The sequence below is a fragment of the Acinetobacter sp. CIP 102529 genome (assembly GCF_000368325.1).
Taxonomy (GTDB): domain Bacteria; phylum Pseudomonadota; class Gammaproteobacteria; order Pseudomonadales; family Moraxellaceae; genus Acinetobacter; species Acinetobacter parvus.
The window spans coordinates 40,124-64,348 of the sequence record NZ_KB849353.1; the positions used below are offsets into that span (position 1 = coordinate 40,124).

Annotated in this window: 22 protein-coding genes; 12 read left to right on the forward strand and 10 right to left on the reverse strand. The window is 45.2% G+C overall.

Annotated elements, in window-relative coordinates; genetic code table 11:
- Genes ribD through F972_RS01115 form a run of 3 tightly spaced genes read left to right on the forward strand, consistent with a single transcriptional unit; the run spans position 1 to position 3,072 of the window.
- Positions 1–1,101, forward strand: coding sequence for a bifunctional diaminohydroxyphosphoribosylaminopyrimidine deaminase/5-amino-6-(5-phosphoribosylamino)uracil reductase RibD (gene ribD, locus F972_RS01105; RefSeq protein WP_004680779.1), 1,101 nt, complete (start codon positions 1–3; stop codon positions 1,099–1,101).
- Positions 1,098–2,390 (forward strand): DNA adenine methylase, encoded by a 1,293-nt coding sequence (locus tag F972_RS01110; RefSeq protein WP_004680778.1) that lies wholly within the window; start codon positions 1,098–1,100, stop codon positions 2,388–2,390. The genes ribD and F972_RS01110 overlap by 4 nt, the downstream gene beginning before the upstream one ends.
- 22 nt (positions 2,391–2,412) lie before the next feature.
- A complete protein-coding gene (locus tag F972_RS01115) occupies positions 2,413–3,072 on the forward strand; it encodes a riboflavin synthase (protein ID WP_004763678.1) in 660 nt (219 codons plus the stop codon).
- Positions 3,073–3,115: 43 nt separating this feature from the next.
- Here F972_RS01115 and F972_RS01120 read toward each other — a convergent pair whose 3' ends face one another.
- The 3 genes from F972_RS01120 to F972_RS01130 are packed head-to-tail and all read right to left on the reverse strand — an operon-like array spanning position 3,116 to position 5,638.
- Complete coding sequence (locus tag F972_RS01120) at positions 3,116–3,742, reverse strand: cell division protein BlhA (RefSeq protein WP_004763679.1); 627 nt, start codon at positions 3,740–3,742, stop codon at positions 3,116–3,118.
- A 36-nt stretch (positions 3,743–3,778) separates the two neighbouring features.
- Complete coding sequence (locus F972_RS01125; RefSeq protein WP_004680775.1) at positions 3,779–4,186, reverse strand: DNA polymerase III subunit chi; 408 nt, start codon at positions 4,184–4,186, stop codon at positions 3,779–3,781.
- A gap of 3 nt (positions 4,187–4,189) precedes the next feature.
- Entirely contained in the window at positions 4,190–5,638 is a 1,449-nt protein-coding gene (locus tag F972_RS01130; RefSeq protein WP_004680774.1) for a leucyl aminopeptidase, read from the reverse strand.
- A gap of 156 nt (positions 5,639–5,794) precedes the next feature.
- On the opposite strand from F972_RS01130, the gene lptF reads away from it, so the two are divergent.
- From lptF to F972_RS01150, 4 genes are all read left to right on the forward strand, one after another.
- Entirely contained in the window at positions 5,795–6,895 is a 1,101-nt protein-coding gene (gene lptF / locus F972_RS01135; RefSeq protein WP_004756371.1) for an LPS export ABC transporter permease LptF, read from the forward strand.
- Positions 6,895–7,965: an LPS export ABC transporter permease LptG gene (gene lptG, locus F972_RS01140; RefSeq protein ID WP_004756369.1), complete on the forward strand. Its 1,071-nt coding sequence runs from the start codon at positions 6,895–6,897 to the stop codon at positions 7,963–7,965. Before lptF ends, lptG begins: the two co-directional genes overlap by 1 nt.
- 120 nt (positions 7,966–8,085) lie before the next feature.
- Entirely contained in the window at positions 8,086–9,630 is a 1,545-nt protein-coding gene (gene gpmI, locus F972_RS01145) for a 2,3-bisphosphoglycerate-independent phosphoglycerate mutase (RefSeq protein ID WP_004756367.1), read from the forward strand.
- A gap of 53 nt (positions 9,631–9,683) precedes the next feature.
- Complete coding sequence (locus F972_RS01150; protein WP_004756365.1) at positions 9,684–10,862, forward strand: S41 family peptidase; 1,179 nt, start codon at positions 9,684–9,686, stop codon at positions 10,860–10,862.
- A gap of 46 nt (positions 10,863–10,908) precedes the next feature.
- On the opposite strand, the gene F972_RS01155 is transcribed toward F972_RS01150, so the two are convergent.
- The 3 genes from F972_RS01155 to F972_RS01165 are packed head-to-tail and all read right to left on the reverse strand — an operon-like array spanning position 10,909 to position 14,582.
- Positions 10,909–12,342 (reverse strand): sigma-54-dependent transcriptional regulator, encoded by a 1,434-nt coding sequence (locus F972_RS01155; protein WP_004680769.1) that lies wholly within the window; start codon positions 12,340–12,342, stop codon positions 10,909–10,911.
- A 22-nt stretch (positions 12,343–12,364) separates the two neighbouring features.
- A complete protein-coding gene (locus F972_RS01160; protein ID WP_004763680.1) occupies positions 12,365–13,930 on the reverse strand; it encodes a sensor histidine kinase in 1,566 nt (521 codons plus the stop codon).
- 16 nt (positions 13,931–13,946) lie between these two features.
- The gene (locus F972_RS01165; RefSeq protein ID WP_004674275.1) at positions 13,947–14,582 is read right to left on the reverse strand and encodes a response regulator transcription factor GacA; all 636 of its coding nucleotides are present in this window, start codon (positions 14,580–14,582) and stop codon (positions 13,947–13,949) included.
- A 212-nt stretch (positions 14,583–14,794) separates the two neighbouring features.
- Here F972_RS01165 and pbpG point away from each other — a divergent pair, with 212 nt between their 5' ends.
- Both pbpG and F972_RS01175 read left to right on the forward strand, forming a co-directional pair.
- A complete protein-coding gene (pbpG, locus tag F972_RS01170; protein WP_004756360.1) occupies positions 14,795–15,871 on the forward strand; it encodes a D-alanyl-D-alanine endopeptidase PBP7/8 in 1,077 nt (358 codons plus the stop codon).
- Positions 15,872–16,086: 215 nt separating this feature from the next.
- The gene (locus F972_RS01175) at positions 16,087–16,989 is read left to right on the forward strand and encodes a hypothetical protein (RefSeq protein ID WP_004680765.1); all 903 of its coding nucleotides are present in this window, start codon (positions 16,087–16,089) and stop codon (positions 16,987–16,989) included.
- A gap of 56 nt (positions 16,990–17,045) precedes the next feature.
- Here the strand turns inward: F972_RS01175 and thrC are convergent, their stop codons facing one another.
- From thrC to xerD, 4 genes are all read right to left on the reverse strand, one after another.
- Positions 17,046–18,185: a threonine synthase gene (gene thrC, locus F972_RS01180; RefSeq protein ID WP_004756358.1), complete on the reverse strand. Its 1,140-nt coding sequence runs from the start codon at positions 18,183–18,185 to the stop codon at positions 17,046–17,048.
- Between the two features lie 58 nt (positions 18,186–18,243).
- The gene (locus tag F972_RS01185; protein ID WP_004674291.1) at positions 18,244–19,545 is read right to left on the reverse strand and encodes a homoserine dehydrogenase; all 1,302 of its coding nucleotides are present in this window, start codon (positions 19,543–19,545) and stop codon (positions 18,244–18,246) included.
- A 129-nt stretch (positions 19,546–19,674) separates the two neighbouring features.
- The gene (locus tag F972_RS01190; RefSeq protein WP_004680763.1) at positions 19,675–20,490 is read right to left on the reverse strand and encodes a DsbC family protein; all 816 of its coding nucleotides are present in this window, start codon (positions 20,488–20,490) and stop codon (positions 19,675–19,677) included.
- Between the two features lie 133 nt (positions 20,491–20,623).
- A complete protein-coding gene (gene xerD / locus F972_RS01195) occupies positions 20,624–21,544 on the reverse strand; it encodes a site-specific tyrosine recombinase XerD (protein WP_004680762.1) in 921 nt (306 codons plus the stop codon).
- Positions 21,545–21,693: 149 nt separating this feature from the next.
- Here xerD and F972_RS01200 point away from each other — a divergent pair, with 149 nt between their 5' ends.
- Genes F972_RS01200 through F972_RS01210 form a run of 3 tightly spaced genes read left to right on the forward strand, consistent with a single transcriptional unit; the run spans position 21,694 to position 24,110 of the window.
- Positions 21,694–21,954 (forward strand): FeoA family protein, encoded by a 261-nt coding sequence (locus F972_RS01200; RefSeq protein ID WP_004674296.1) that lies wholly within the window; start codon positions 21,694–21,696, stop codon positions 21,952–21,954.
- Positions 21,951–23,804, forward strand: a complete 1,854-nt coding sequence (gene feoB / locus F972_RS01205) for a ferrous iron transporter B (protein ID WP_004674298.1) — start codon at positions 21,951–21,953, stop codon at positions 23,802–23,804. The genes F972_RS01200 and feoB overlap by 4 nt, the downstream gene beginning before the upstream one ends.
- 54 nt (positions 23,805–23,858) lie before the next feature.
- Entirely contained in the window at positions 23,859–24,110 is a 252-nt protein-coding gene (locus F972_RS01210) for a DUF6587 family protein (RefSeq protein WP_004680761.1), read from the forward strand.
- The last annotated feature ends 115 nt before the right edge of the window (positions 24,111–24,225 follow it).

Sequence of the window (24,225 nt, forward strand, 5' to 3'; positions counted from 1 at the left end):
ATGTCTGAGTTCACGCAAAATCATTTATCCCAAGATCAATATTGGATGCAACGTGCCATTGAGTTGGCTCGGCTTGGACAATATTCAACAAAACCAAATCCGAATGTGGGCTGTGTCCTTGTCAAGAACGATCAACTGATTGGAGAGGGGTTCCATCCTAAGGCGGGGCAGCCGCATGCAGAAGTTTTTGCACTTCGCCAAGCGGGCGAACATGCTAAAGGCGCGACAGCTTATGTGACCCTGGAACCCTGCGCGCATTACGGCAGAACACCTCCCTGTGCCGAAGCATTGGTTAAAGCTCAGGTGAAGAAAGTCGTGGTCGCTTGTTCAGACCCAAACCCATTAGTCGCGGGAAAAGGCGTTCAAATTTTACAAGCAGCGGGTATTGAAGTTGAAACAGGAATTTGTGTAGAAACTGCGAAAACGCTCAATTTGGGCTTTTTAAAAGCGATGTCTACGGGTTTGCCGTATGTGCGTTTAAAAATTGCATCCAGTCTGGATGGACGTACCGCGATGGCGTCGGGTGAATCGAAATGGATTACAGGCCCGGCCGCGCGGCAGGATGTACAGCATTGGCGTGCAGTTTCTGGTGCAGTGATTACGGGCATTCAAACAGTACTGGCAGATGACTGCGAACTTAATGTGCGTTCCTTGGACAATATTGATATTGAGACCGTGGTACAACCCAAACGTATCGTGTTAGACCGTCAGGGACAGTTGCCACTTGTTGCCAAGATATTACAAAATCCTGAAACAGTGATGGTGATGACTCCATTTCGTCAGGAACTTGCCGATTTAGGCGTGATACAATTGTCGCCGCAACCTTTAAATCAATTATTGCAGGCCTTGGCTCAACAATACCAAATTTATGATGTATTGGTTGAGGCTGGCGCAACGTTGTCCACCGCCTTTTTACAGCAGGGTTTGGTTGATGAAGTGATCAGTTACGTTGCACCCACCTTACTTGGTCAATCTGCCCGTGCAATGTTCAATGCTGAATTTAGCCAAATGGCAGAGCAACTGCGGTTTGAGTTGGTCGATATCACCCAGCTTGGGCAAGACATTCGCCTGAGATTGTTCCCTATCCAAGAGATGATATGAATCCAGAACCATCGGTTTATCACAAACGTCGGCACGCGGCACGTACCACTGACGAATATCTTTTTCATCAGCTCGTTCCCTATCTCGGTAATAAGCGTCGTCTATTGCACCTTATTTTGGAGGCGCTTGAGATTACGGAAACACTGAATAGCAGGAAAAAGAACCCACCGATTTTTGCTGATTTCTTTGCGGGGAGTGGTGTGGTCTCGCGTTTGGCACGCCAGAATGGCTATCGTGTGATCGCCAATGACTGGGAACCCTATAGCCATGCCTTGAACCATGCCATTTTGGCCTGTGTTGATGCGCCTGCTTTTAAGGAACTGGGTGGCTATCAAAAGGCCATTGATTATCTCAACCGTCTGCCCGAGGTTAAGGGCTGGGTCACGCACAACCTCTGTCCGCGCAATGATGATATCTATGATGCAGCACGTGACCGTTTGTTCTTTAAACGCCGTAATGGCATGCGGATTGATGCGATTCGTCAGCAAATCGCAACCTGGCAGGCACAGGGTGCAATCAATGATGTGGAAATGAGTGCATTACTAGCACCATTGCTGTATTCGGCAAGCTTTGTCAGTAATACCAGTGGCGTATTCAAAAGCTTCCATCAGGGCTGGGGGGGTAAGACCCAAACAGCACTGGAACGGATTGAATCCTTACTGTGGCTGACCCCAAGCCGTTTCTGTGAGATTGGCGATACGAAGCGTCCTGCGGCTGAAATGTGGTGTGTGGATGCCCAACATCTGGCCAATCAAATGAGTGGTTTTGAGGTGGATGTGGCTTATCTTGATCCACCCTATAATCAGCACGCCTATAGCAGTAATTACCATGTGCTCAATGCACTGACTTTATGGGATCAGGTTGATCTGCCACCACCTGATACCAAAGGCTTTAAGAGTGGCATTGACCGTGCCTGGCGTAAACAGCGTCCAAGTCAATATAACTCATCCAAATATGCCAGAGAGGCGTATGAGAAGTTATTGGAAACCATTAATGCCCGCTATATTTTGACCAGTTATTCGACTGATGGAAATATTGAACCGAAAGACCTGCTGACCGCCAATTTAAAACGCGGCAAGGTCACATTGCTGACTCAGGATGTTCCTCGCTATCGGGTCAGTAAACAACGTCAGTCTGAACGGGCACGGGTACTTGAATTTATCGTGATTACCGATACCCATGCCAAGTCTGGTCCACCTTTGCGACAGCTTTTAGGACAGTTGTATCACTTTGCTGAATTGGGTGGGGTGGATACTACAGGCAATAGTACCCAATTGGCCTTGTGGTAAAAGAGGCGTTAGGAGAGATTTTATGTTTACAGGCATTATTGAAAGTTTAGGTAAGGTTGAGAGCTTACAAAGTGTAGGCGGTGATGTACGTCTACGTATTCAAACTGATTTGGATATGTCTGATGTACATTTAGGTGATTCAATTGCGACTAATGGAATTTGTCTCACAGTGATCGAGTGGGGAAGCAATTGGTATGCTGCAGATGTGTCTCGTGAAAGCTTAAATCGAACGACTTTAGGTCAATGGAAAGTAGGTCAATCCGTCAATGTCGAAAAAGCAATGTTGCCAACAACACGTTTTGGTGGACATATTGTGAGTGGACATGTTGATGGTCTAGGAGAAATTACAGTCGTTCGAGAAGACGCACGTTCATTATATTTTGAAGTAACAGCACCTGTTGAATTGGCAAAATATTTAGCTGAAAAAGGTTCTGTGACGGTAGATGGCATTAGCCTGACCATTAACCATTTACGTGGCAATATCCTGAGCCTAAACCTGATTCCACATACCGCTGAGCGTACCAATATTGGGACATGGCAGGTTGGAAGCAAAGTGAATCTGGAAGTAGATGTATTAGCTCGTTATATTGAACGTTTATTGTTGGGTGATAAAGCAGCGGAACAAAAAATTGAGTCGAACATCAGTATGGCATTTTTGGCTGAAAACGGTTTCTTAAAATAAAAAATGAAACATAAAAAAGCCCAGTTTAAACTGGGCTTTTTTATTATTTTTCATCTGAGAACTGACTGTTTTTCAATATGTAGTCAATTTCGTCCTGAGCCAGTGCATGAAGCTTGGCACGGAATACAGTTACTGCCTGTTCAATCAAACTTTCCGCTTCCAGTTCCAGTCGAACACGGACACTTTCCAGCTCAGACAGAATTTGCTGATCTTCAATCACAACGCGCTGACCTTGGGCGTAATCAACGCTTGGCTGTTCAGGATTGACCTGATAACGTTCAGTGTGTTGTGCAATTTCTTGATCAATGTGTTGTCGAAGAGCAACAAGATTTTCAGTTTGCTGTTCAAACTGCTGTTCTTCATCTGCCTGTAGCTGTGCTGCATAAGCCGCCTCGGCAGCACGTTTTTCCGCCAGAGCTTTTTCCAAAGCCAATTGTTTACGAACGCGTGCCTGTTCGATCAATTCTGCCTTTAAGTCGGCATAGGCCTGATCGATGCGTTGTTGGGAACGCTGCTGCGCTTTCTCTTCGTGTTGCTTCCATGTTTGAATCAGGGTTTGCGGTAGCAATAGATCACAGATACGTGCCAAATCTTCCTGATAAGTCTGGCGGACTGTTTCAGGTGCATTTAACCAGCGTTTTTTAAAATCCTGACCTACATTTAATGCCACGCGACACTCCTCAAAATGATGCTTTTTGTTGCAGACTTATAATTTAAATGTTCGAGGTTCGATACCCAAACGACGATACATTTTAAACTTTTCCCGACCAGCCTGTTTCGCGGTTTCATTATTTTCAATAATTTCGATAATGTGGCGAAAATCCTGAGTTTGTTCAAGTGCATGATTGTTAAAATTAAATACAATCCAATCATTCGATGGCGGTAATTCAGCTGAAATACACACTGGACTATTCAATTGATCAATTCCATGAGCAATAAAGCTACTTGAATCAAAACTCCATAGCTTGTTATCCAACTCATTTTGTAAATTTGAATCAACACAATACCACCAAATCTGTGGGTGCTGATTCAGAATTTTTCGACATAAACGGCAAGCACTATCAACTTGCCGCTCAACGCTGTTTTCAAACAAATAAAAACTAACTTGTGCCATAGATTAGTTATTCGTTTCAACACGATTCGCTAAAAACTGCATCAGTAATGGTACTGGGCGTCCAGTTGCACCTTTAGCTGCACCAGATAACCATGCTGTACCAGCCACATCAAGATGTGCCCAGCGGTAATCACGAGTGAAACGTTCAAGGAAACATGCTGCGGTTATTGCACCACCATAAGGACCACCAATATTGGCAATATCGGCAAATGGTGAATCAAGGAGTTCTTGATATTCTTCCATCACAGGCATACGCCATACACGGTCGAGTGATTGTTCGCCAGCAAGTTGTAATTCTTGTACCAGTTCATCATCTGGAGAGAATAGCCCACTGACGACTTTGCCTAGCGCCACCACACATGCACCTGTCAGCGTCGCAATGTCAATCACAAGGGCAGGGTTGAAGCGTTTGATATAGGTCAGTGTGTCACAAAGTACAAGGCGGCCTTCGGCATCAGTATTCAGAATTTCAACGGTTTGACCGCTCATGGTGGTCACGATGTCACCTGGACGGGTGGCATGCCCTGATGGCATGTTTTCAGCCGCAGCAACCGCACCGACCACATGAATTGGCAGTCGGGCTTCGCATAATGCGCGGATTGTACCCAGTACCGAGGCCGCACCACACATATCAAACTTCATTTCATCCATACCCAAGCCTGGTTTGAGTGAAATACCGCCTGTATCAAAAGTCACGCCCTTACCGACCAGTACCACAGGTGCCTGATCTACCTGGGTATTGTATTCCAACGTGATCACGCGCCCTGGACGTTCTGAGCCTTTGCTGACGGCAAGGAAAGCATACATGCCCAGGTCAGCCATTTGCTGCTCATCCAGTACCGTGACTTTGAGTAGGTCTGGATATTGTGCGGCAAGGGCAAGGGCCTGATCAGCAAGATATTCTGGGAAACAAAGATTCGGCGGGCAGTTGCCTAAATCGCGCGCATAGTTTTGACCTGACTGAACTGCATGAATCAGGTTGAGTTGGGCATCATTCAGTGGGCTTTCGCTTGCAACCAGATCAATGCTTTCCAACACAAATTCATTCTTCTTGGATTTAAATGCATCATAGCCATAAGCTGCCTGTGTCAGGTTCAAGGCAAACAATCCATGTAAATCAGTCGGTAACGCCGAAATGTCTAGCGTGATGTGCTTAAATTTATTTTGTGATGATTTGATAATGGATTGTGCGAGTTTTGCTAATTTAATAGCTTTTAATTCTGCACTTTTCCCAAGACCCAGTAGCTGGGCGTTTGGCTGTACCGCAATATTGGCAATTAACGGCAGGCTTTCATTAAAACCCGCCTTAAACTGAGTGGCATTGAGAATGTCATCTAGCTGGTTGATTTGATAAGCATTTAAATTCTGTTGTAATTGTTCTGAATCAACCAATATCCACAAAGATTCACTTGATGTTTGTGCTGGAAATGCAGTTTGCAGTGTAAATTTCATTGTCTGTTTCGAACCTAATGGACAAAAAAGAAAGATAAGTCCATTAAACACTTTCGGATATGAGGTTGCAATCGGCAACAAGCGATAGGTTTTATATTTTTAACATTCGGGTAAACTACAGTTTCCTTTCGACTGACTCTATCTGGAAGCATTACCTTGATTATTCGGCGTTACCTCGTCAAACAAGTGGTGTCCACCTCGCTGGTGGTGACTGCCTTGCTCACTCTAATCATTATGGGCGGTCAGTTGATCAAGATTTTTGGACGTGCTGCACAGGGTCGTTTGGACGGTGATGTCCTGCTGAGCATCATTGCCTATCGTTTGCCTGAGTTTTTAACGTTGATCCTGCCATTGGGCTTTTTTATTGGCCTGATGCTGGTGTTTGGTCGTCTGTATGTCGATCATGAAATGGCGGTGTTGAATGGCAGTGGCGTGAGCCGCAACCAGTTGGCACGACTCTTATTACCAATGACCCTGGTATTTTTGATTGTTCAGTCTATCTTGATGTTTTGGGGAGCATCTTCGGGAATACGCGCCTATAAAAGCCTGATGCAGACTCAGGCTGTGCGTGCGGGCTTTGATCTGGTTCGACCAAAGGAGTTTATCTCTTCTGGGCCATATACCATTTATGCAGGTTCGCTTTCGGAAGACCGTAAGAATTTAAAGGATATTTTTTATTACCAAAAGGCGGATCGGGAAGATAAGCCTGATGTGATGATTCTGGCGAAAGAAGCCACCCGTGTGGAAATGGCCAATGATACCGCCAATGTGGTTGATCTGGTTCAGGGCCGTCGCTACGAAATCTATCCAAACCAGCCTAGATATACTCAAGCCGAGTTTCAGTCCTATCGTTTACGTCTGGAAAATGATAAGGATGTCAAATTTGAAAGTGATGATGTGGAAGCATTGCCGATGAGCAAGCTATGGCAAAAGCGGGATGATTCCGTGGTGCGGAGTGAGCTGGGCTGGCGGATTTTTGGTCCATTGGTCATGGTGATTGCCCTGATGCTGACCGTGGCTTTATCTGAGGTTAGCCCACGGCAGGGACGTTATTACCGTCTGATTCCCGCCATTTTCATCTTTGCCAGCCTGATTGTGTTGATGATCGCGATTAAAACGCGGATTAGTAAGGAACAACTGGATATCTGGGCCTATCCAGTGGTGTTGTTGGTATATGCAGGTGCTGCGGCAATTTTTGCCCGTAAACAGAAGCTGGCACCCAAAATCAAGAAAAGTATGCAGCGAGTGGGGTTGTGATGTTAGCACGTCGAATAGTCGCCAGACATGTCACCAAAACCACGGTTCTCGCCATGCTGGGAACCACGCTGGTGCTGTCTTTTCTACAGGTGTTGTTTACCTATCTGGGTGAGCTGGGTTCGCTTAAACCCGATTATAACGCATGGCAGGCGTTCCTGTTTGTGATGTGGGGGGCGCCGCGCTATCTCTATGAAATCCTGCCTGTTGCGGCATTGATTGGTTCGGTTTTAGGGCTGGGAGCATTGGCATCCAATAGTGAGCTGATTGTGATGCGTTCAGTGGGCATCAGCCTATGGCGCATTGTGGGCTGGGTAATGCGTTCAGCTTTATTGCTGATCATCCTGTCGTTTGCCTTGAGTGAATGGGTGATCCCATATACCAATGAAAAGGCGCAGAGCATTAAAAAACAGCGTAGTGTCGCATCCTTGGGTGAGGTAAAAGGCTATTGGTCACGTGAGGGGCAGCGCTTTATCTATATTGACTATGCCAATGCCCAGGGACAACTTCGTGATATTAATGTCATTGATTTCGATCAAAACTATCGTTTACAGTCTTTTGTCAGTGCCGAACAAGGGCAGTTTGTCAAAGATGGGCAGTGGACTTTAAAAGAGTCGCATCAGGTCGATTTACTGGCTCAGGGTAATGCGATCAAGACTGATCATGAGCAACAGCCATTGGGACTGGCATTACAGCCTAAATATGTACATATGGTTACGCTGGACCCAGAGGATTTATCGCCAAGCCAACTGATCAGTTTTATGCACTACCTAAAAGAATATAGTCAGGTGCCAAAAACCTATGAATTGGCATTCTGGCAAAAAGTTGCTTCACCCTTTGCCCTGATTACGCTGGTATTGATCGCCTGTTCCTTTATTTTTGGCCCATTGCGTCAGCAATCGATGGGTTTCCGTCTCGTAATTGCATTATTTACAGGACTGGGCTTTTTCTATTTACAGGACTTTTTGGGCTATGCAAGTCTGGTGTATGCGCCTTCCCCAGCGTGGTTTGTCTTGCTGCCAATCCTGTTGATGTTTGTGGCAGGAAGTTATTTGCTCTATCGCGCACGCTAGAAGTCTGAATAGTTTGAATTGATAATCATTATTGATTAAAGCGTCTGCAAGATCATGGAGAAATTTGTCAAATTTCGGTAAACTATGCCGATCAAATGATAGACAAACAGAGAGTCCATTATGACGGATGCAAATGCTGGCAAAATTCCTCACGTTCTGGTCATTATGGATGGCGTGGGACATCGTGAAGCGGTTGAGGACAACGCTTATCTGGCGGCAAAAACGCCAAACCTCAGCGCCATGAAAGCCAGGCATCCCAATAGTTTAATTTCTGGCTCTGGTGAGGATGTGGGCTTGCCTGATGGACAGATGGGCAACTCAGAAGTGGGGCATATGAATCTGGGTGCAGGTCGTGTGCTGTATCAGGATTTTACCCGTATTACCAAGGACATTCGTACTGGTGATTTCTTTGAGCATGAAGTGCTGGTGGATGCGGTTGAAAAAGCCAAGGCAGCCCATGGTGCAGTGCATGTGATGGGGTTGTTGTCAGAGGGTGGTGTACACTCGCATGAAGACCATATCGTTGCCATGTGTGAGCTTGCGCTAAAACGTGGTGCAACAGTATATCTACATGCATTCCTCGATGGTCGTGATACACCACCACGCAGTGCCAAGCCATCGCTGCAAAAACTGGATGCCATGTTTGCCCAATACCCAAATCAGGGGCGTATTGTCTCAATGATTGGCCGCTATTTTGCAATGGACCGTGACAATCGCTGGAACCGTGTTGAAGAGGCCTATCGCTTGATGACCGAGGGTGAGGCAATCCGTGTTGCCAATTCTGCGGTTGATGGCTTGGAACAGGCCTATGCGGCGGATGAGAACGATGAATTTGTTCGAGCAACCCGTATTGGTGAAACCGTCAAGGTACAGGATGGTGACAGCATTGTATTTATGAATTTCCGTGCTGACCGTGCCCGTGAAATCACCCGTGCCTTTGTTGAAAAAGATTTTGCAGGCTTTGAGCGTAAAGTTGTTCCGCATTTGTCAAAGTTTGTGATGCTGACCCGTTATCAGGCCAGCATTGATGCACCTGTTGCCTATATGCCAGAAGAACTTAAAAATTCCATTGGTGAATACTTGTCTGGTTTAGGCAAAACCCAGTTGCGTATTGCTGAAACTGAAAAATATGCCCACGTCACGTTCTTCTTTAGTGGTGGTCGTGAAGATGAATATACAGGTGAAAAGCGTATCCTGATTCCATCACCCAATGTGGCAACCTATGACCTGAAACCTGAAATGAGTGCCATAGAAGTCACTGATGAACTGGTGAATGCCATTAATTCAGGTGAGTTTGACCTGTTGGTGGTGAACTATGCCAACGGTGACATGGTCGGGCATACAGGTGTGTTTGACGCTGCGGTAAAAGCGGTTGAGACAGTGGACACCTGTTTGGGACGTGTCTATGAGGCTGTCATGGCAAACAAAGGGCATATGTTAATTACCGCCGATCATGGTAATGTAGAGCAAATGCAGGACTACGACAGTGGACAGGTTCATACCCAGCACACTACTGAACTGGTTCCATTTATCTATGTTGGGCCAACGCAGGCAACCATTGCTGAGGGTGGGGTTTTGGCAGATGTCGCGCCAACACTGCTTCATTTGATGCAGATTCCTGTACCGCCAGAAATGCAGGGTAAAAATTTAATTACTTTGGAATAAATTTCCCTTAGCTCCTGTTTTTAAAAGAAGAGCTTCTTTAGAAAGGTGAACCAATGAACCAGCACAACAACATCCACAGGGCTTTCTATGTAGGTTTGTTGATGTGTTGGGGACATATCCTATATGCAGCACCAAGCCCACATCCATCGGGCTGGGTGGAGGAGACTGCACCGCATAGCAGCGCCGAAGTGCCAATTGAGTCAATTCAACAGTTTGTACAAATCTATGGCATTGTACGGGACAACTATGTTGACAAGAAATCTGATGATGCCCTGTTTCAGCAGGCCATTAAGGGATTGGTCAGTGGTCTGGATCGCTATTCCCGTTATCTGTCTGCTGAGGAATATCGCCAGCTGATTCAATATACCGAGGGTGATTTAGCTTCTGTTGATTTTAATTTAAATTATGACAGCTTTACCCGCTTATGGCAGATTCATGACCTAAAAACAGGGTCGGATTCCAATAAGCTGGGATTGCGTAATGGGCAAACCATCCTGAAAATTGACAATCAGGAATTAAAGAGCCTGAATCAAGATCAAGTGCAGGGTTTACTTTATGGATCGATTGGCAGCACCCTGCAAATACAACCTGAAAACAGCAATAGCACGGTAATTCTGGTTCGGAATAAAAAAGTTGAAACTGATATTGAACCTGTTTTATTACATAATCAGGTACTGGTACTCAAAATTCGGGTATTCCAGCAAGATACGGCCAATGAAATCAAACGACTGATTGAGGAATACAGTTCAACCAAGTTAAAGGCGGTTGTGCTGGATTTACGCAATAATCCAGGTGGACTGCTTTCCGCTGCGGTTGAATCAGCAGACTTATTTTTGAATCAGGGACTCATTGTCACCACAAAAAGCCGTTCCGAGGGTGATCAGCAGTTTCAGGCATTGCCCTCCAATGAGTTTCAGAATATTAAACTGGGGATTTTGATCAACCGCCGTTCTGCATCAGCGGCTGAAGTGTTTACCGCAGCCCTGAAAGAACATAAACGGGCATGGGTGATTGGGGAGAACAGTTATGGTAAAGGTGTGGTACAAAAACTGTTTCCACTTCCAAGTGGCGCAGCCCTGCAAATGACGGTATCGCATTATTACACCCCAAATGGCAACATGATTGAGGGACAGGGGATTCAGCCAAACCAGACCTATCCCTTGCCACCAGAAATGAAAGAGGACAGTTATTTAGAACATGTCACTGAACTGGTGCTGAAAAGTAAGCTTTAACATAATAAAGCCCCTTTTAAAGGGGCTTTATTTTTAGATCAGCGTATTACTCATCATCTTCAGTATCGAGTCCAAATTTTTTCAAACGATAGCGTAAAGAGCGGAACGTCATGCCCAGTTTCTTGGCCGCCAGAGTACGGTTCCAGTGCGTGAGATTGAGTGCATTGAGCAGGATTTCTTTCTCAATATTTTCTAGATAGCGTTCCAGTCCTTCAGGCGGAAGTTTTTTAGAACTCATTGCAGGGCTAGTGCTTGGATGAACCTGCTCATTCTCTTCCTGCGTTGCAAAGGGCATGGTGACAGGAGTCGCAATTGAGCCGCGTAATGGGGCTGTTTGCAAGTGTGCAAGATCGATATTTTCGTCATCACTGAGGGTGATGGCGCGTTCAATGATATTGCGTAACTCACGCACATTGCCTGGGAAATATTGTTGTAACAGGAATTGTTCTGCACGAGAAGACAGGGTTTTTGCAGGGAGTTCCCATTCCTGGCTAATTTTCTGGATAAAGTGATTCGCCAGCAGGAGAATGTCCTGGCCACGCTCACGCAAAGGTGGCAGCACGATATCCATGACGTGAATACGGAAAAATAAGTCCTGACGGAAGCGGCTTTGTTGAACCAGAAGTTCAAGATCCTGATGGCTGGCACTGATCACACGGAAATCAACATCAATTTCTTGGTCTGAGCCGACAGGGCGGATCTTCTTCTCCTGTACGGCACGTAATAATTTGACCTGCATATTGAGTGGTAGTTCTGCGATCTCGTCCAGAAACAAGCTACCACCATGTGCTGACAGAATTAAGCCCTGTTTGTCCTGTGCCGCACCTGTAAAACTGCCTTTCTTATGTCCGAACAGTTCACTTTCCATCAATTCGGTTGGAATGGCACCACAGTTAATTGCAATAAAAGGCCCTTCACTACGGTTACTTAGACGATGAACCAGATTGGCAACGACTTCCTTACCTGTTCCAGACTCGCCCGTGATAAATACAGGTGCCTGAGAACGGGCAATTTTCTTGAGTGCGATACGTAATTGTTGAATTGGTGCCGATCGCCCAATCAGTAATTTATTTTCTAAAGCTGTTTCAGCTGCTTCCTGTTCAGGTTGTGGGCGATTTAACGCTTTTTGAATCAACTGGTCTAAATGTGTTTGATTGACAGGCTTACTGACAAAATCAAATGCACCCGCTTTCAATGCCGCAATAGCAATATCCATATTGCCATAGGCAGTTAGTACCGCAATCGGTGTATTGGGATAGTTCTGTGTTACGTGTTTGACTAAATCGAGACCATTACCATCTGGAAGGTTTAGGTCTGTTAAACAAGCATCATACTGAAATTCAGTAAAAAACTTTTTTGCTTGCTCTACACGATAGGCGAGATGGGTTTTAATCCCCATTCGTGCAAGCGTCATTTGCATGAGGAGACATAAGTCTTCTTCATCGTCTACCAGCAAGACGAGTGGTTGTTTAGTTGCCATTTCCCCGAAAACCTAATCTAAATCAATGAATTTTTGAGCATTCAATCCTGAAACATGCTCCTTGTTGTCGCTCAACATAGGTGAGCTTTGCATGATTTGCCTCACAAAAGCTATGAGATAGGTACAATCCTAAACCAGTTCCTTTAATTGCGGTACTAAAAAATGGCTTGAATAGCTGAGAAATATCGCGTTTTGCCACGCCTGTACCAAAATCAATGACATCAATACAGATTCGCCCCTCTTTTAAATGCACCTGCACCTCAATATGTTCCGCATCTGCGGCATTATGTCTCAATGCATTGCGAATCAGGTTGATCATGACCTGCCTCAACTGTTTTTCATCAAACAGGATACTGGCTCGTTCAGGAAGATTGAGCTGAATCTGTTGTTTTACATCAGCCAAATCTTCATTGAGTAGGCTACCAAAAAAATCAGTCAGGTGAATGACCTGTGCCTCTGTCGGCTTGTTGCGTGCCATTTCCAGCGTATCCTGAATGATGCTGTCAATCCGCTTGGCCTGTTTGCCAATCATGCGTGAAAGCATGTCCTGTTGATGGGCATCACTTTCCTTGAGCAGTTCATTGGCCTGTACAATTGCAGCCAGAGGGTTGCGAATTTCGTGAGCGATACTGGCGGAGAGCTGTCCTAAGGCCGCCAGTTTCAATTGCTGGACTTGCTGGTTAAGTTTCTGTGCATCTTTTAAAATCAATAAAATGAGGAATTGTTCAGGAACGACGAGGTGCTTAACCTTTATATTGACGGTATAAGGGCTTTGTTGGGATTCAAAACTAAATTCCTCACCATCTTTCAGGTCACTGAGCCTGATCAATTCGAACAGGTCGGCCTGCCATTTGATCAGTGGTGTTTTTTCCGCCGAAATAGGAAAATGAACACCCAGCAGGGTATTGGCGGCGGGATTGCTGAGTACAATATGGCTGCTTTCATCCAGCACCAGATAACCATCCTCGATCTGTTCGAGAATATAGCGGTTAATGTTCTGGAGTTGATGGATCTCGATAGATTGGTGGAAAGTTAAGGTTTCCAGAATTTTAAAGCGTTGCACTGCAATACGGCCAATCGCATGCACCACAAAAAATAGAAAGGCAAGGAGAGCGCTATTGCCGAGATGATTTAAATTATTGTAGTCAAAAAAGTTGCCAAGAAAACGCTGGTAAACCACCATAATTACCGCGAACAGCGTGACGATTAAGGATAACTGGGCATTAAGCAGAATGGCGGATGAAAAAATAATAATAACGTAGAGCAGGCTAAGCTGGAGGTTTGGCCCACCTGCTGAAAATGTAATTAGGCTCAGGCAAATCACGTCAACAATAAAGACAAAGATCAGTTGCTTGGTGATTTGCAGTGGAAGCAGTTTCAGTAAAAAGAGCTGAAAAATGTTGACGCAGGTATAACACAGCAGTGTATAAAAATAGAGAAAAGGGTATTGATAGTTGTTGCCCAGTTGTTCTGCGGTAAGCACATAAATCAGGATCAGGCTGACTGAAATAATCAGGCGATAACCACTATACCAAATCCCTAGTCGATAGATGGTCTGTGATACAGAGGAGGCAATTTGTCCCAACATAGGCGATGACTAAAGATTAAGGTTTAATGAGTCCATATCGAATCGCAAGATGGGTAAGCTTGACATCGCTATCAATTCCCAGTTTTTCAAAAATACGATAACGATAGGTATTTACGGTTTTTACGCTGACGAATAATTTATCTGCAATTTCCTGAGCACTGATACAGTTGACCACCATCATTGCCACCTGCATTTCACGTTCAGAAAGAGCATCAAACGGAGATTGTTGGGTGTCGGAAAGATAGGAACTGGCGAGTTGTTCGGCTATGTCGGCACTGAAATATTTACCGCCCTGCATCACCTTGTTAATGGCACGCACCATTTCTGCAATCGGCGCACCTTTGGTGATATAACCCTTTGCCCCAGCCTTAAGTAACAGGGATGGATAAGGTTCTTCTGTAAGGCCACTCACCGCAATTACTTTAGTGTCAGGTGCTGTCTGTAATAGCCGACGTGTGGTTTCAACCCCACCAATGCCAGGCATGTTTACATCTAACAGCACCACCTGCGGATGTTTTTGCCGAACTAGGGCAATGGCTTCCTCTCCAGACTCAGCCTGCCCAACAACATCAACATCTGGATGGTCTTCCAGCATACGGCAAATGCCTGTGCGTACGAGCTCATGATCATCAACAACAAGAACAGTGATCAAGAAGACCTCCTTTTTTTCAGAAAAACTGGTTTTTTTGTTACATAAAGCAAAATTAGCTTGCATTGAAACGACAAAATTAGCAATCCTATTCTCCGTTTCTAGCGAATAGTTGTACACAATTGTGTCTATAAAAGCTTTACCCGATTTGTTCAAATGTAAGGCATAATGATAGTAAGCGCAAATGTGCAGCGTCTTGAGTTGAGTATTGTGTCGTGAAAAATTCTAAAAAATCTGTCATCCATGTGTTGGGCATGTCTATCTTGTTGGCGTGGAGTTCAACAAGCTTTGCCGAGCTGGTGGTCAATAACAGTCCAGTTGCTTCGGGTACAAATGGTTCTGCGTCATTAAACTGGTCTGCGAATGATGCTAGCCAGTTAATGGAGGAAGATGAACCTTTAGAGATTAGTCCGCAAGGCTCGACCTCTGTGACGACAACTTTGCGCAGTGGTGGTTCTGCAACCATTACATCGTCGAGTAGCCCTAAAAATACTGTACAAATTCGCGACACTTTTAGCAACAGTATCAATTATAGTAGCCAGCCTTCAGTCAATGCCCGCGCTGCGCTGGTGATGGATGCGCAAACGGGTGAAGTGCTGTACAGCAAAAACAGCAACATGTCTGTGCCAATTGCGTCAATTACCAAACTGATGACAGCCGTTGTGACTGCTGACGCACGTTTAAATATGTCTGAAGAAATTACATTGCAATCCATTGATTTTGCGGGTGCAGGTGGCAAAAACTCCAGTTCAACCCTGCGTGTTGGCGACACAATGAACCGTGCAGAAGCATTGTTGTTTGCCTTGATGAAGTCTGAAAATCCTGCGGCAGCCGCTTTGGCTCGTACCTATCCAGGTGGCCGTCCTGCCTTTATTGCAGCCATGAATGCTAAGGCAAAGCAATTAGGTATGAGCTCTACCCGTTTTGCTGAATCAACGGGGCTGGACCCTCATAATATTTCATCAGCACGTGATCTAGGCATTCTAGTCAGTGCAGCTTCACAATATGGCTTGATTCGTCAGTTCTCTACCACGCCAGCCTATGACTTCAATCTAGGCTATCGTATGTTGAAGTCAAACAATACCAATGCCTTGGTGCGTAATGGTGGCTGGAACATTAACCTGTCAAAAACAGGTTATATCAATGAGGCAGGGCGTTGTGTGGTGATGCACACCACAGTAAATTCGCGTCCAGCGGTTGTGGTATTGCTTGGTGCATCCAGTTCACAGGCACGTACCAATGATGCTACCAATCTATTGAATTGGGTTGCAACACTGCCAAAACGTATTTAATACTGCGTAGATCAGTTTTTAAAATAAAAACTCTTCATCAAGAAGAGTTTTTTTATGCCAAAATGAAGCGACATAATTTGTCTTGTATCAACGCATGATACTGGTTTTTAAAATAAAAATCAGTTAATGTTAAATCATAACACTGGCTTTACAGTGCTTAAGTTTTACATCAGAAAAAACAAACAATTGAGTGATAAATAAATTAGGGGAACAACATGGGCAGCTATGTGATTCGTGAGAAATACTTTGGTTATAACGATGAAACTTTCTACGTAGCTGGCAATCGTATTGCTAATGTTTTTGATAATAAGCAACAGGCTGAATTAGCTTATAAAAAACTTGAGATAGATGGAGCGCGTGATTTTGCATTACATGAAGTTGAATCCCTTTTTGATGCTGATGAAGCATTATTGCAGCAATTAGATGATTTCGTATATTCACGTTGTGGTGAACATATCTGCGAAGCAGGGGATATCTCTGACGATGTATTACCAGTAAGTTTAAGTGACGATGATACCTTTGAATTTATTCAGCTTGCTGGAATGCAAAAATTCCAATTGGTTGAATTCGAAAATCAAGTCAAATTTTATGGTTTATGGTCTGTAAAAAAACAACGATGGGTTGAGGAACATGATGAATGCTTTGCGGGTTTAATATATTCAGAAAGTTTAGATGCTTTTAAATCTAAAGTTGAGCATATTTTTGCTGATTATGATTATTCAGCAATTGAACTAAAAGGTAGCTTAGAAGAACTTTCAGCGCAACCGATTTTATTGCAGGCAATGATTAGTGCACAATCTGGTTTAAGTTATGATGAAGCAAAACAAACTCTTGTCATTGATGCTTGGCAAGATGAAGCATTGTATGCTGTGAATTCGCTATTGAAGCAACCTTTGTTTGAAATTAAAGAAATTGGTCTAGAAGAAATTCAAACGATTGAAAAAGAATTGGCCAAGCAGTATAGCTATGATGAAGATGACTGGGGAGACGAAGAAGAGGGTGAAGACTTTGATGCCGAAGCCCTTGTTGAAGAACTCATTCAAGAGTTGGCAGAAGAACTGGACTTAAGTGATGAGCAGCGGGCTGAACTGTTTAAGGAAATGAAAAAAGAATCTTAACGCCTGAAGATTAAAAAAACCTGCCGTAGCAGGTTTTTTGATCTATCAATGATAGCTTACATATTTGAAAGAATTGAATCTTTCACTTGAGCCATGGTGGCATCGATTGACAACATGACTGCATCAGCACATTGCTTGATTGCAGTATCAGGATCTTTAAGACCATTACCTGTTACGGTACATACAATCACAGAACCCTCAGCAATTTTACCCGCCTTGATGTCACGGATTGCGCCACCGATAGAGGCAGCAGAAGCAGGTTCCACAAACACACCTTCATACATTGAAAGTAGGCGTTGCGCTTCAAGAATTTCAGCATCCTGTAACTCGTCAAACCAGCCTTTAGAGTCACGTACCACCGCTTTGGCATGGTTCCAGCTTTGTGGATTACCAATACGAATCGCTGTTGCAACAGTTTCTGGATTCTCTACAGGCGCTCCACGTAAGAATGGCGCAGCACCAGCAGCTTGATAACCGACCATGGTCGGTAAACTTTCTGGTTTAGGGCCAGTAAATTGATCAGTTGATGCATCATAGATCACTTGTTCAAACTGGTCAGCAGGCTGGTTTGCAACTGCTTCTGTATAACCCATCCAGTGTGCGGTGATATTCCCTGCATTACCGACGGGCAAGCAGTGATAGTCAGGCGCACGACCTAAAGCTTCCACGATTTCATAGGCAATGGTTTTTTGACCTTGCAAACGGTACGGGTTGATTGAGTTTACAATCGTTACAGGGGCTTGGTCAGCCACTTCTTTGACCAGACGCATGCCGTCATCGAAGTTACCGCGGATTTGCATAGTGATCGCGCCATACATCATCGCCTGTGCCATTTTACCCATGGCAATCTTGCCTTCTGGAATGAGGACAAATGCCTTGATGCCTGCACGGGCCGCATAAGCTGCCGCCGCTGCTGAAGTATTACCTGTAGAGGCACAGATAATCGCTTTAGAGCCTTCCTCAACTGCCTTGGTCACCGCCATAGTCATACCACGGTCTTTAAATGAACCTGTTGGGTTCAGACCTTCGTATTTGACATAGATTTCAACATTTTTGCCAATAATACGTGGAATGTTCTCTAGTTTGATTAGTGGAGTATTACCTTCACCCAAAGAGATTGCACGTGTAGTTGCAGACACAGGTAAACGGTCACGATAACGGTCTACAAGACCAGTATAACGATTGGCATTCGACATGATGGTGTTCCAATATGAGGTAGAGCGGGGAGAGGGAAGTCATTTTCCCTCAACCTGATTAACTATCGAGCGATTCTAAACGAATTCTGATGATTTCGCCATGAATTGTAGGTAATGCCTGAATTTGTGCAAGCGCTTCATCCATCTTGGACTCAAGCACTGGATCAGTCAAAATCACAATCGGAATTAAATCCTTTAAGCGTGATTGCTGCATAATGGCATCAATACTGATCCCCGCACGGCTGAGAATGGTGGTGACATCGGCCAATACACCCGTCTGGTCTTCGGCATTGAGGCGAATGTAGTATCCAGTGGTCATTTGCTCACGGCTGAGGATTGGCACATTGGTGAGTGCTTCAAATGCCAGTTGAGGAATCGTTCCTGCACCATCTTCGGTATAGGAAATATCACGCACAATATCAATCACATCGGCGACCACCGCAGAAGCGGTTGGACCTGCACCTGCGCCAGCACCGTAATACAACGTAGGACCAACTGCATGAGCTTGCACAAGAACGGCATTCTTAACACCATTGACATTGGCAATCAGTTCTTCGGATGGGATCAATGTTGGATGGACGCGTAACTCAATTCCATTGGCTGCACGGCGTGCAATACCCAAATGCTTGATGCGGAAACCAAGATCTTCTGCATATTTCACATCTTGTGCGGTAATCTTGCTGATGCCTTCGGTGTAGACTTTGTCAAACTGTAGCGGAATACCAAAAGCACAAGAGGCTAAAATGGTGAGTTTATGGGCCGCATCAATGCCTTCAACATCAAAGGTTGGGTCAGCTTCGGCATAGCCCAGTTCCTGAGCTTCTTTTAACACATCTTCAAAGGCACGGCCTTTTTCACGCATTTCTGTCAGGATAAAGTTGCCTGTACCATTGATGATCCCTGCCAGCCATTGAATATGGTTTGCTGCAAGGCCTTCACGGATTACCTTGATAATTGGAATACCGCCAGCAACCGCCGCTTCATAGGCGATCTGCACGGCATTGTCTTCTGCCGCCTTAAACAGTTCATTGCCATGTTCAGCAAGCAAAGCCTTGTTTGCGGTAACCACCTGCTTGCCATGTTTAATGGCTTCCATGATGACTTCATAGGCAGGATGAATGCCACCCATGACTTCAACCACGACATCTACATCAGGTTGACGTACGATGTGCATCAGGTCATCATTTTGTTGAATACCCTCAAGATTTAAGTCTGGACGTGGACGGCGTGTACCCACATGGGTAATTTGAATTTCTCGACCAGTACGGCGTTTAATTTCAGCAGCATTTTCTTGTAATAATTTAAGGGCTCCACCACCAACAGTACCAAGACCGAGTATCGCCAGACGAACTGGTTTCACGTCACACTCCATTTTATTCAATCGTTTTAATGAAGCTTGATCATAGCTAAAAAACTGCGTAGACACTAGGGCTAAGATCACTTTAATCTGTCGCCCAATTCGTTCTGGTGTATATGGAGAGAGAATAATTTATTTTTCAAGTCGCTTGATGATCTCGTCAGGGGTCATATAACCACCCAGATATTCACCCTCAACATTGTAAATTGCTGGGGTGCCATTTACGCCCATGTTGAGACCCAGTTGATATTGGTCACGTACTGGGTTTTTACATTCTCCAGCGAGGACAGGTAAACCCTGAACGGCTTGATCAAAGGCGGCCTTACGGTCTTCACTACACCAGATCGCGGTCATGGTTGGCATAAACTGCTCACCACGAGGCCATGCGATGTAACGCACTTCAATGCCTTTAGCGGTAATTTCAGCCAGATGTTCATGCAGTTTGTGGCAGTAAGGGCAGCTTGAATCGGTAAACACATAAATCACATGTTTGGCTTTACCGCCCTGCGCTGGATAAACAATCAGGTCTTCTGTTTTAAGGGCGGCCAAGTGTTTTTTATTCTCTGTTGACTGCAATGCCTCACTGACATTGTGCAACTGTTTGTCGCCTAAACGAATTACATCACCCTGAATAATATACTGCCCGTCAGCCGTGGCATAAACTGAACCCATCCCTTCCAGACTCACCCAGTATAAGTTGGGCACTTCGGTTTTTTTCACCGCCAAAATTTTGGCATTGATATTGGCGGTTTTAAAATGCTTTTCCAGCGTTGAAACCAGACGCTGCTGGGTATTGCGTTCATTTAAGGTTGATGCTTCACCAGTTGCAGGCGCACTCGCTGTCAGGGCATCTTGTTTTTGTGCTGAGTTTTCTTTTGAGCAAGCACTTACCAATAATGTCGATGCTAATGTACATGCAAGTACAAGCTTGGAACGGTTAAACAACATAAGGAACCTTTTTTGTTCATATTCATATATTCAGGGGCTTAGCATAACAAAAAAATGCCATGACTTCGTTAAATCTTGCTGATGCATTGTGAACAAAATCAAGTTTTATCCCAATCTTGGACAAGTGGTGGTTTTATCCCCGTGGATGGTATTTACCATGCAACTCCTGCATACGGTGTTGAGCAACATGGGTATAAATCTGGGTGGTGGAGAGGTCACTATGCCCAAGCAGCATTTGCACCACACGTAAATCCGCGCCGTGATTGAGAAGATGGGTGGCAAAGGCATGGCGCAGGGTATGCGGTGATAACTCCGCCTGAATATTGGCCTGTAGCGCATAGCGTTTAATCGCGTACCAAAAGTTCTGGCGGCTCATGATGCCACCGTGCTGGGTCAGAAACAGATAATCGGTACTGCTCTTGTAGAGCTGCGGACGGGATTCCGTCAGATATTTTTCAATCCAGTCACAGGCATATTGTCCGAGTGGAACAAGACGCTCTTTATTGCCCTTGCCTGTGATGCGTAAAAAGCCCTGCTTTAAATTGATCAGTTCCATGCGTAAATTGAGCAACTCAGAGACACGTAAGCCGCAGGCATACAGCACTTCCAGCATGGCACGGTCACGTAGGCCTAGGGCGGTGTTAGTGTCAGGCGCATTGATCAGCGACTCAACATCCTGTTCTGATAAATCCTTTGGCAATGCTCGACCAATTTTAGGGGATTGATGGGTGGCAACAGGGTTGTCATCCCTCAGTTTTTGTTCCCTTAAAAATTTATAGAACTGTCTCAGGGCCGATAGGCAACGTGCAATTGAACGGGGACTTTTACCAGACTTGGTCAGCGCAATCAGCACATCGGCAATGTCAGCACTCGACCATTGCGGTAATGAAACCGATGTGTGTAATTCGCTGCACTGAATCAGGTCGGAGAGATAGGCATTACGGGTATGGGGGCTAACGGTTTGCGCCACCAGATAATCACGAAAACCCTGTAAAAAACTCAAATGTTCAGGAATGTTGACCGCAGAGGGAATACGAGGTTTTTTATTTAACATAACAGCCAGTGTCCTTGATTCATCTGCACTGTAAAAGAAAAATTTTGTGTTGTCGATCTGTCAAAAAAGGAAATGCCATTGATATTGTTTTTGGTAATTATTCTCATTTGCCTGTATACTTGCAATAAAAGAGTCAAGGGTTAGAAGCGGTGCGATTGTCAGCATTAAAAGTCAAGCAAACGGCGATAATCACTAAGGTGAATCGCCTGGTCGATGAGACTGGACAGCCAGATCTTGTAGCAGTGCGTTTAGAGAGTTTGGGCTTTGTGCCAGGCACTCAGGTGCAGGTAATTACCAAAGGTGTGTTTGGTGGCGATCCGATTCTAATCCAGATTGGCTTTACTCGTTTCGCATTACGCAAAACTGAGGCTGAAAAAATTGAAATTCAACTTGAAGGAGCACCTGCATGAGTGATGCGTTACGTGTTGCCCTCGTGGGGAATCCAAACTGTGGTAAAACCTCTTTATTCAACCACCTGACAGGAACCCGCCAAAAGGTTGCCAACTATGCAGGGGTAACGGTAGAGCGTAAGGTCGGGCATTTCCAGTTGCCGTCAGGTCGGAGTGTTCGTGTCCTGGATTTGCCAGGAACCTATAGCTTAGAGGCCACCAGTCCAGATGAGGAAATCACCCGTGATGTCTGTCAGGGCAAGATCGCGGAAGAGGGGCAGCAGGATGCCTTTTTATGCGTGGTGGATGCAACCAACTTAAAATTGCATTTAGGCTTGGTGCTGGAAATCATTGAACTGGGCCGCCCAATACTGGTGGTGTTGAACATGATGGATGAGGCACGTCGCCGTGGCATCCAGATCAATACCCAGAAACTGTCAGAACGTTTGGGCGTACCCGTGGTCGAGACTGTAGCAGTCCGTAACACAGGCATTGAAAACCTGTTGCACGCACTGGACCAGGAGAAATACACGGTTCCACAAACAGAGCTCAGTGGTTTGAAAGGTGGACACCATCAGAAAATTGAAACGATTTTCAGGGATGTGGTGAATTTCGTTGATCAGGAAGATAAGCGCACCGATTTTCTGGATAAGATTTTCCTGCATCCAGTGCTGGGCCTGATCACTTTGGCTGTGATGATGTTTATTGTCTTTCAGGCGGTCTTTGCCTGGGCTGCACCATTCATGGATGGGATTGAAAGCCTGTTTGGCTGGCTTGGAGAAACCTTGGGACAACACATTTCCCAGCCATTGCTGCAAAGTCTGGTTGTGGATGGCATTATTGCAGGGGCTGGTGGTGTGGTGGTGTTCCTGCCACAAATCCTGATCTTGTTCTTCTTTATTCTGGTGCTGGAAGAATCAGGTTACTTGCCACGGGCAGCGTTCCTGTTAGATAAGTTGATGTTCAAGGCTGGTCTGAGTGGGCGCGCCTTTATTCCATTGCTTTCAAGTTTTGCCTGTGCCGTGCCTGGAATTATGGCAACCCGTAGTATCAGTGATCCACGTGATCGTTTTACCACGATTATGGTGGCGCCGCTGATGACCTGCTCAGCACGGTTACCTGTATATGCCTTGCTGATTGCGGCCTTTATTCCAGCGCAAACCGTGTGGGGCATTTTTAACCTGCAAGGTCTGGTGTTGTTTGGCCTGTATATGTCAGGGATTTTTAGCGCGCTTTGTGTTTCCATCGTGATGAAATTCCTGCAAAAGGACAAATCACAACATGCGTTGTTGCTTGAGTTGCCAAGTTACCGTATTCCAGACCTGAAAAGTGTCGGGATTGGACTGCTGGACCGCGCCAAAATTTTCTTAAAACGTGTCGGTGGCATTATCTTTGCGCTGTCGATTTTGCTTTGGTTCCTGTGTACTTTTCCGCAGGCACCAGAGGGTGCAACCCAACCTGCAATTGACTACAGCTTTGCAGGGATGCTGGGGCATGTGATCCAGCCTATTTTTGCCCCGATTGGCTTTAACTGGCAAATCTGTATCGCCTTGATCCCAGCGATGGCGGCCCGTGAAGTGGTGGTGGCTGCACTGGGTACCGTCTATGCACTGTCGGGTGCAGACGATGATGCGGTGGCACAAGGCTTGGCACACTTGATCAGTGCTGATGGTACAGGCTGGTCGCTGGCAACAGGTTTGTCTTTGCTGGTGTGGTTTATCTATGCGCCGCATTGTCTGGCAACACTGGCAACGGTACGCCGTGAAACGGGTTCATGGAAGCATGTGGCGGCGATGACTGCGTATTTGTTTGGATTGGCCTACTTAATGTCGTTTTTTACCTACCAGATTGCATCACGCATTTGGGGGTAGCAAATACCACCTGCCCCCCTTTAACAAAGGCAGGGAATCATTGGAGAGATGCTTATGTTTGAGTACTTGATTGTTGCTGTATTGGTGCTGTGGAGTGCTGTGGTAGTATTTAAGAAAGTATTTCCTCAAACAGCAAATGCAGCATTTCTGGCTTTATCCAACCTGTGCCAGCATTTAGGGTGGCAACGTCTGGCCACATGGTTAAAACCTAAAATGGTGGTGGGTTGTGCTGGGGGCTGTGGCTGTTCTACTGATGAAAAAGAGACGAAAAAGTCACAGGCGATCCAAACGGTAAAGTGGCGTTAGCAATATAAGGGTTGCCCATATTTAAGGATATGGGCGATTTTTTTACTTTTACGCACTGACACAAAAAAGCCTGAATAAAACCAAAACTGAAAAAGCATTTAAAACAGTAAAGTGC

Excerpts from the sequence above, each read along its gene's own strand:
- F972_RS01150 (WP_004756365.1), top strand. The coding sequence starts at position 9,684 with ATGAACCAGCACAACAACATCCACAGGGCTTTCTATGTAGGTTTGTTG.
- F972_RS01210 (WP_004680761.1), top strand. The coding sequence starts at position 23,859 with ATGTTTGAGTACTTGATTGTTGCTGTATTGGTGCTGTGGAGTGCTGTG.
- F972_RS01160 (WP_004763680.1), bottom strand. The coding sequence starts at position 13,930 with ATGTTGGGACAAATTGCCTCCTCTGTATCACAGACCATCTATCGACTA.
- F972_RS01175 (WP_004680765.1), top strand. The coding sequence starts at position 16,087 with ATGGGCAGCTATGTGATTCGTGAGAAATACTTTGGTTATAACGATGAA.
- F972_RS01110 (WP_004680778.1), top strand. The coding sequence starts at position 1,098 with ATGAATCCAGAACCATCGGTTTATCACAAACGTCGGCACGCGGCACGT.
- thrC (WP_004756358.1), bottom strand. The coding sequence starts at position 18,185 with ATGTCGAATGCCAATCGTTATACTGGTCTTGTAGACCGTTATCGTGAC.
- lptG (WP_004756369.1), top strand. The coding sequence starts at position 6,895 with ATGTTAGCACGTCGAATAGTCGCCAGACATGTCACCAAAACCACGGTT.
- xerD (WP_004680762.1), bottom strand. The coding sequence starts at position 21,544 with ATGTTAAATAAAAAACCTCGTATTCCCTCTGCGGTCAACATTCCTGAA.
- F972_RS01190 (WP_004680763.1), bottom strand. The coding sequence starts at position 20,490 with ATGTTGTTTAACCGTTCCAAGCTTGTACTTGCATGTACATTAGCATCG.
- ribD (WP_004680779.1), top strand. The coding sequence starts at position 1 with ATGTCTGAGTTCACGCAAAATCATTTATCCCAAGATCAATATTGGATG.
- gpmI (WP_004756367.1), top strand. The coding sequence starts at position 8,086 with ATGACGGATGCAAATGCTGGCAAAATTCCTCACGTTCTGGTCATTATG.
- F972_RS01115 (WP_004763678.1), top strand. The coding sequence starts at position 2,413 with ATGTTTACAGGCATTATTGAAAGTTTAGGTAAGGTTGAGAGCTTACAA.
- F972_RS01130 (WP_004680774.1), bottom strand. The coding sequence starts at position 5,638 with ATGAAATTTACACTGCAAACTGCATTTCCAGCACAAACATCAAGTGAA.
- F972_RS01155 (WP_004680769.1), bottom strand. The coding sequence starts at position 12,342 with ATGGCAACTAAACAACCACTCGTCTTGCTGGTAGACGATGAAGAAGAC.
- F972_RS01125 (WP_004680775.1), bottom strand. The coding sequence starts at position 4,186 with ATGGCACAAGTTAGTTTTTATTTGTTTGAAAACAGCGTTGAGCGGCAA.
- feoB (WP_004674298.1), top strand. The coding sequence starts at position 21,951 with ATGAGTGATGCGTTACGTGTTGCCCTCGTGGGGAATCCAAACTGTGGT.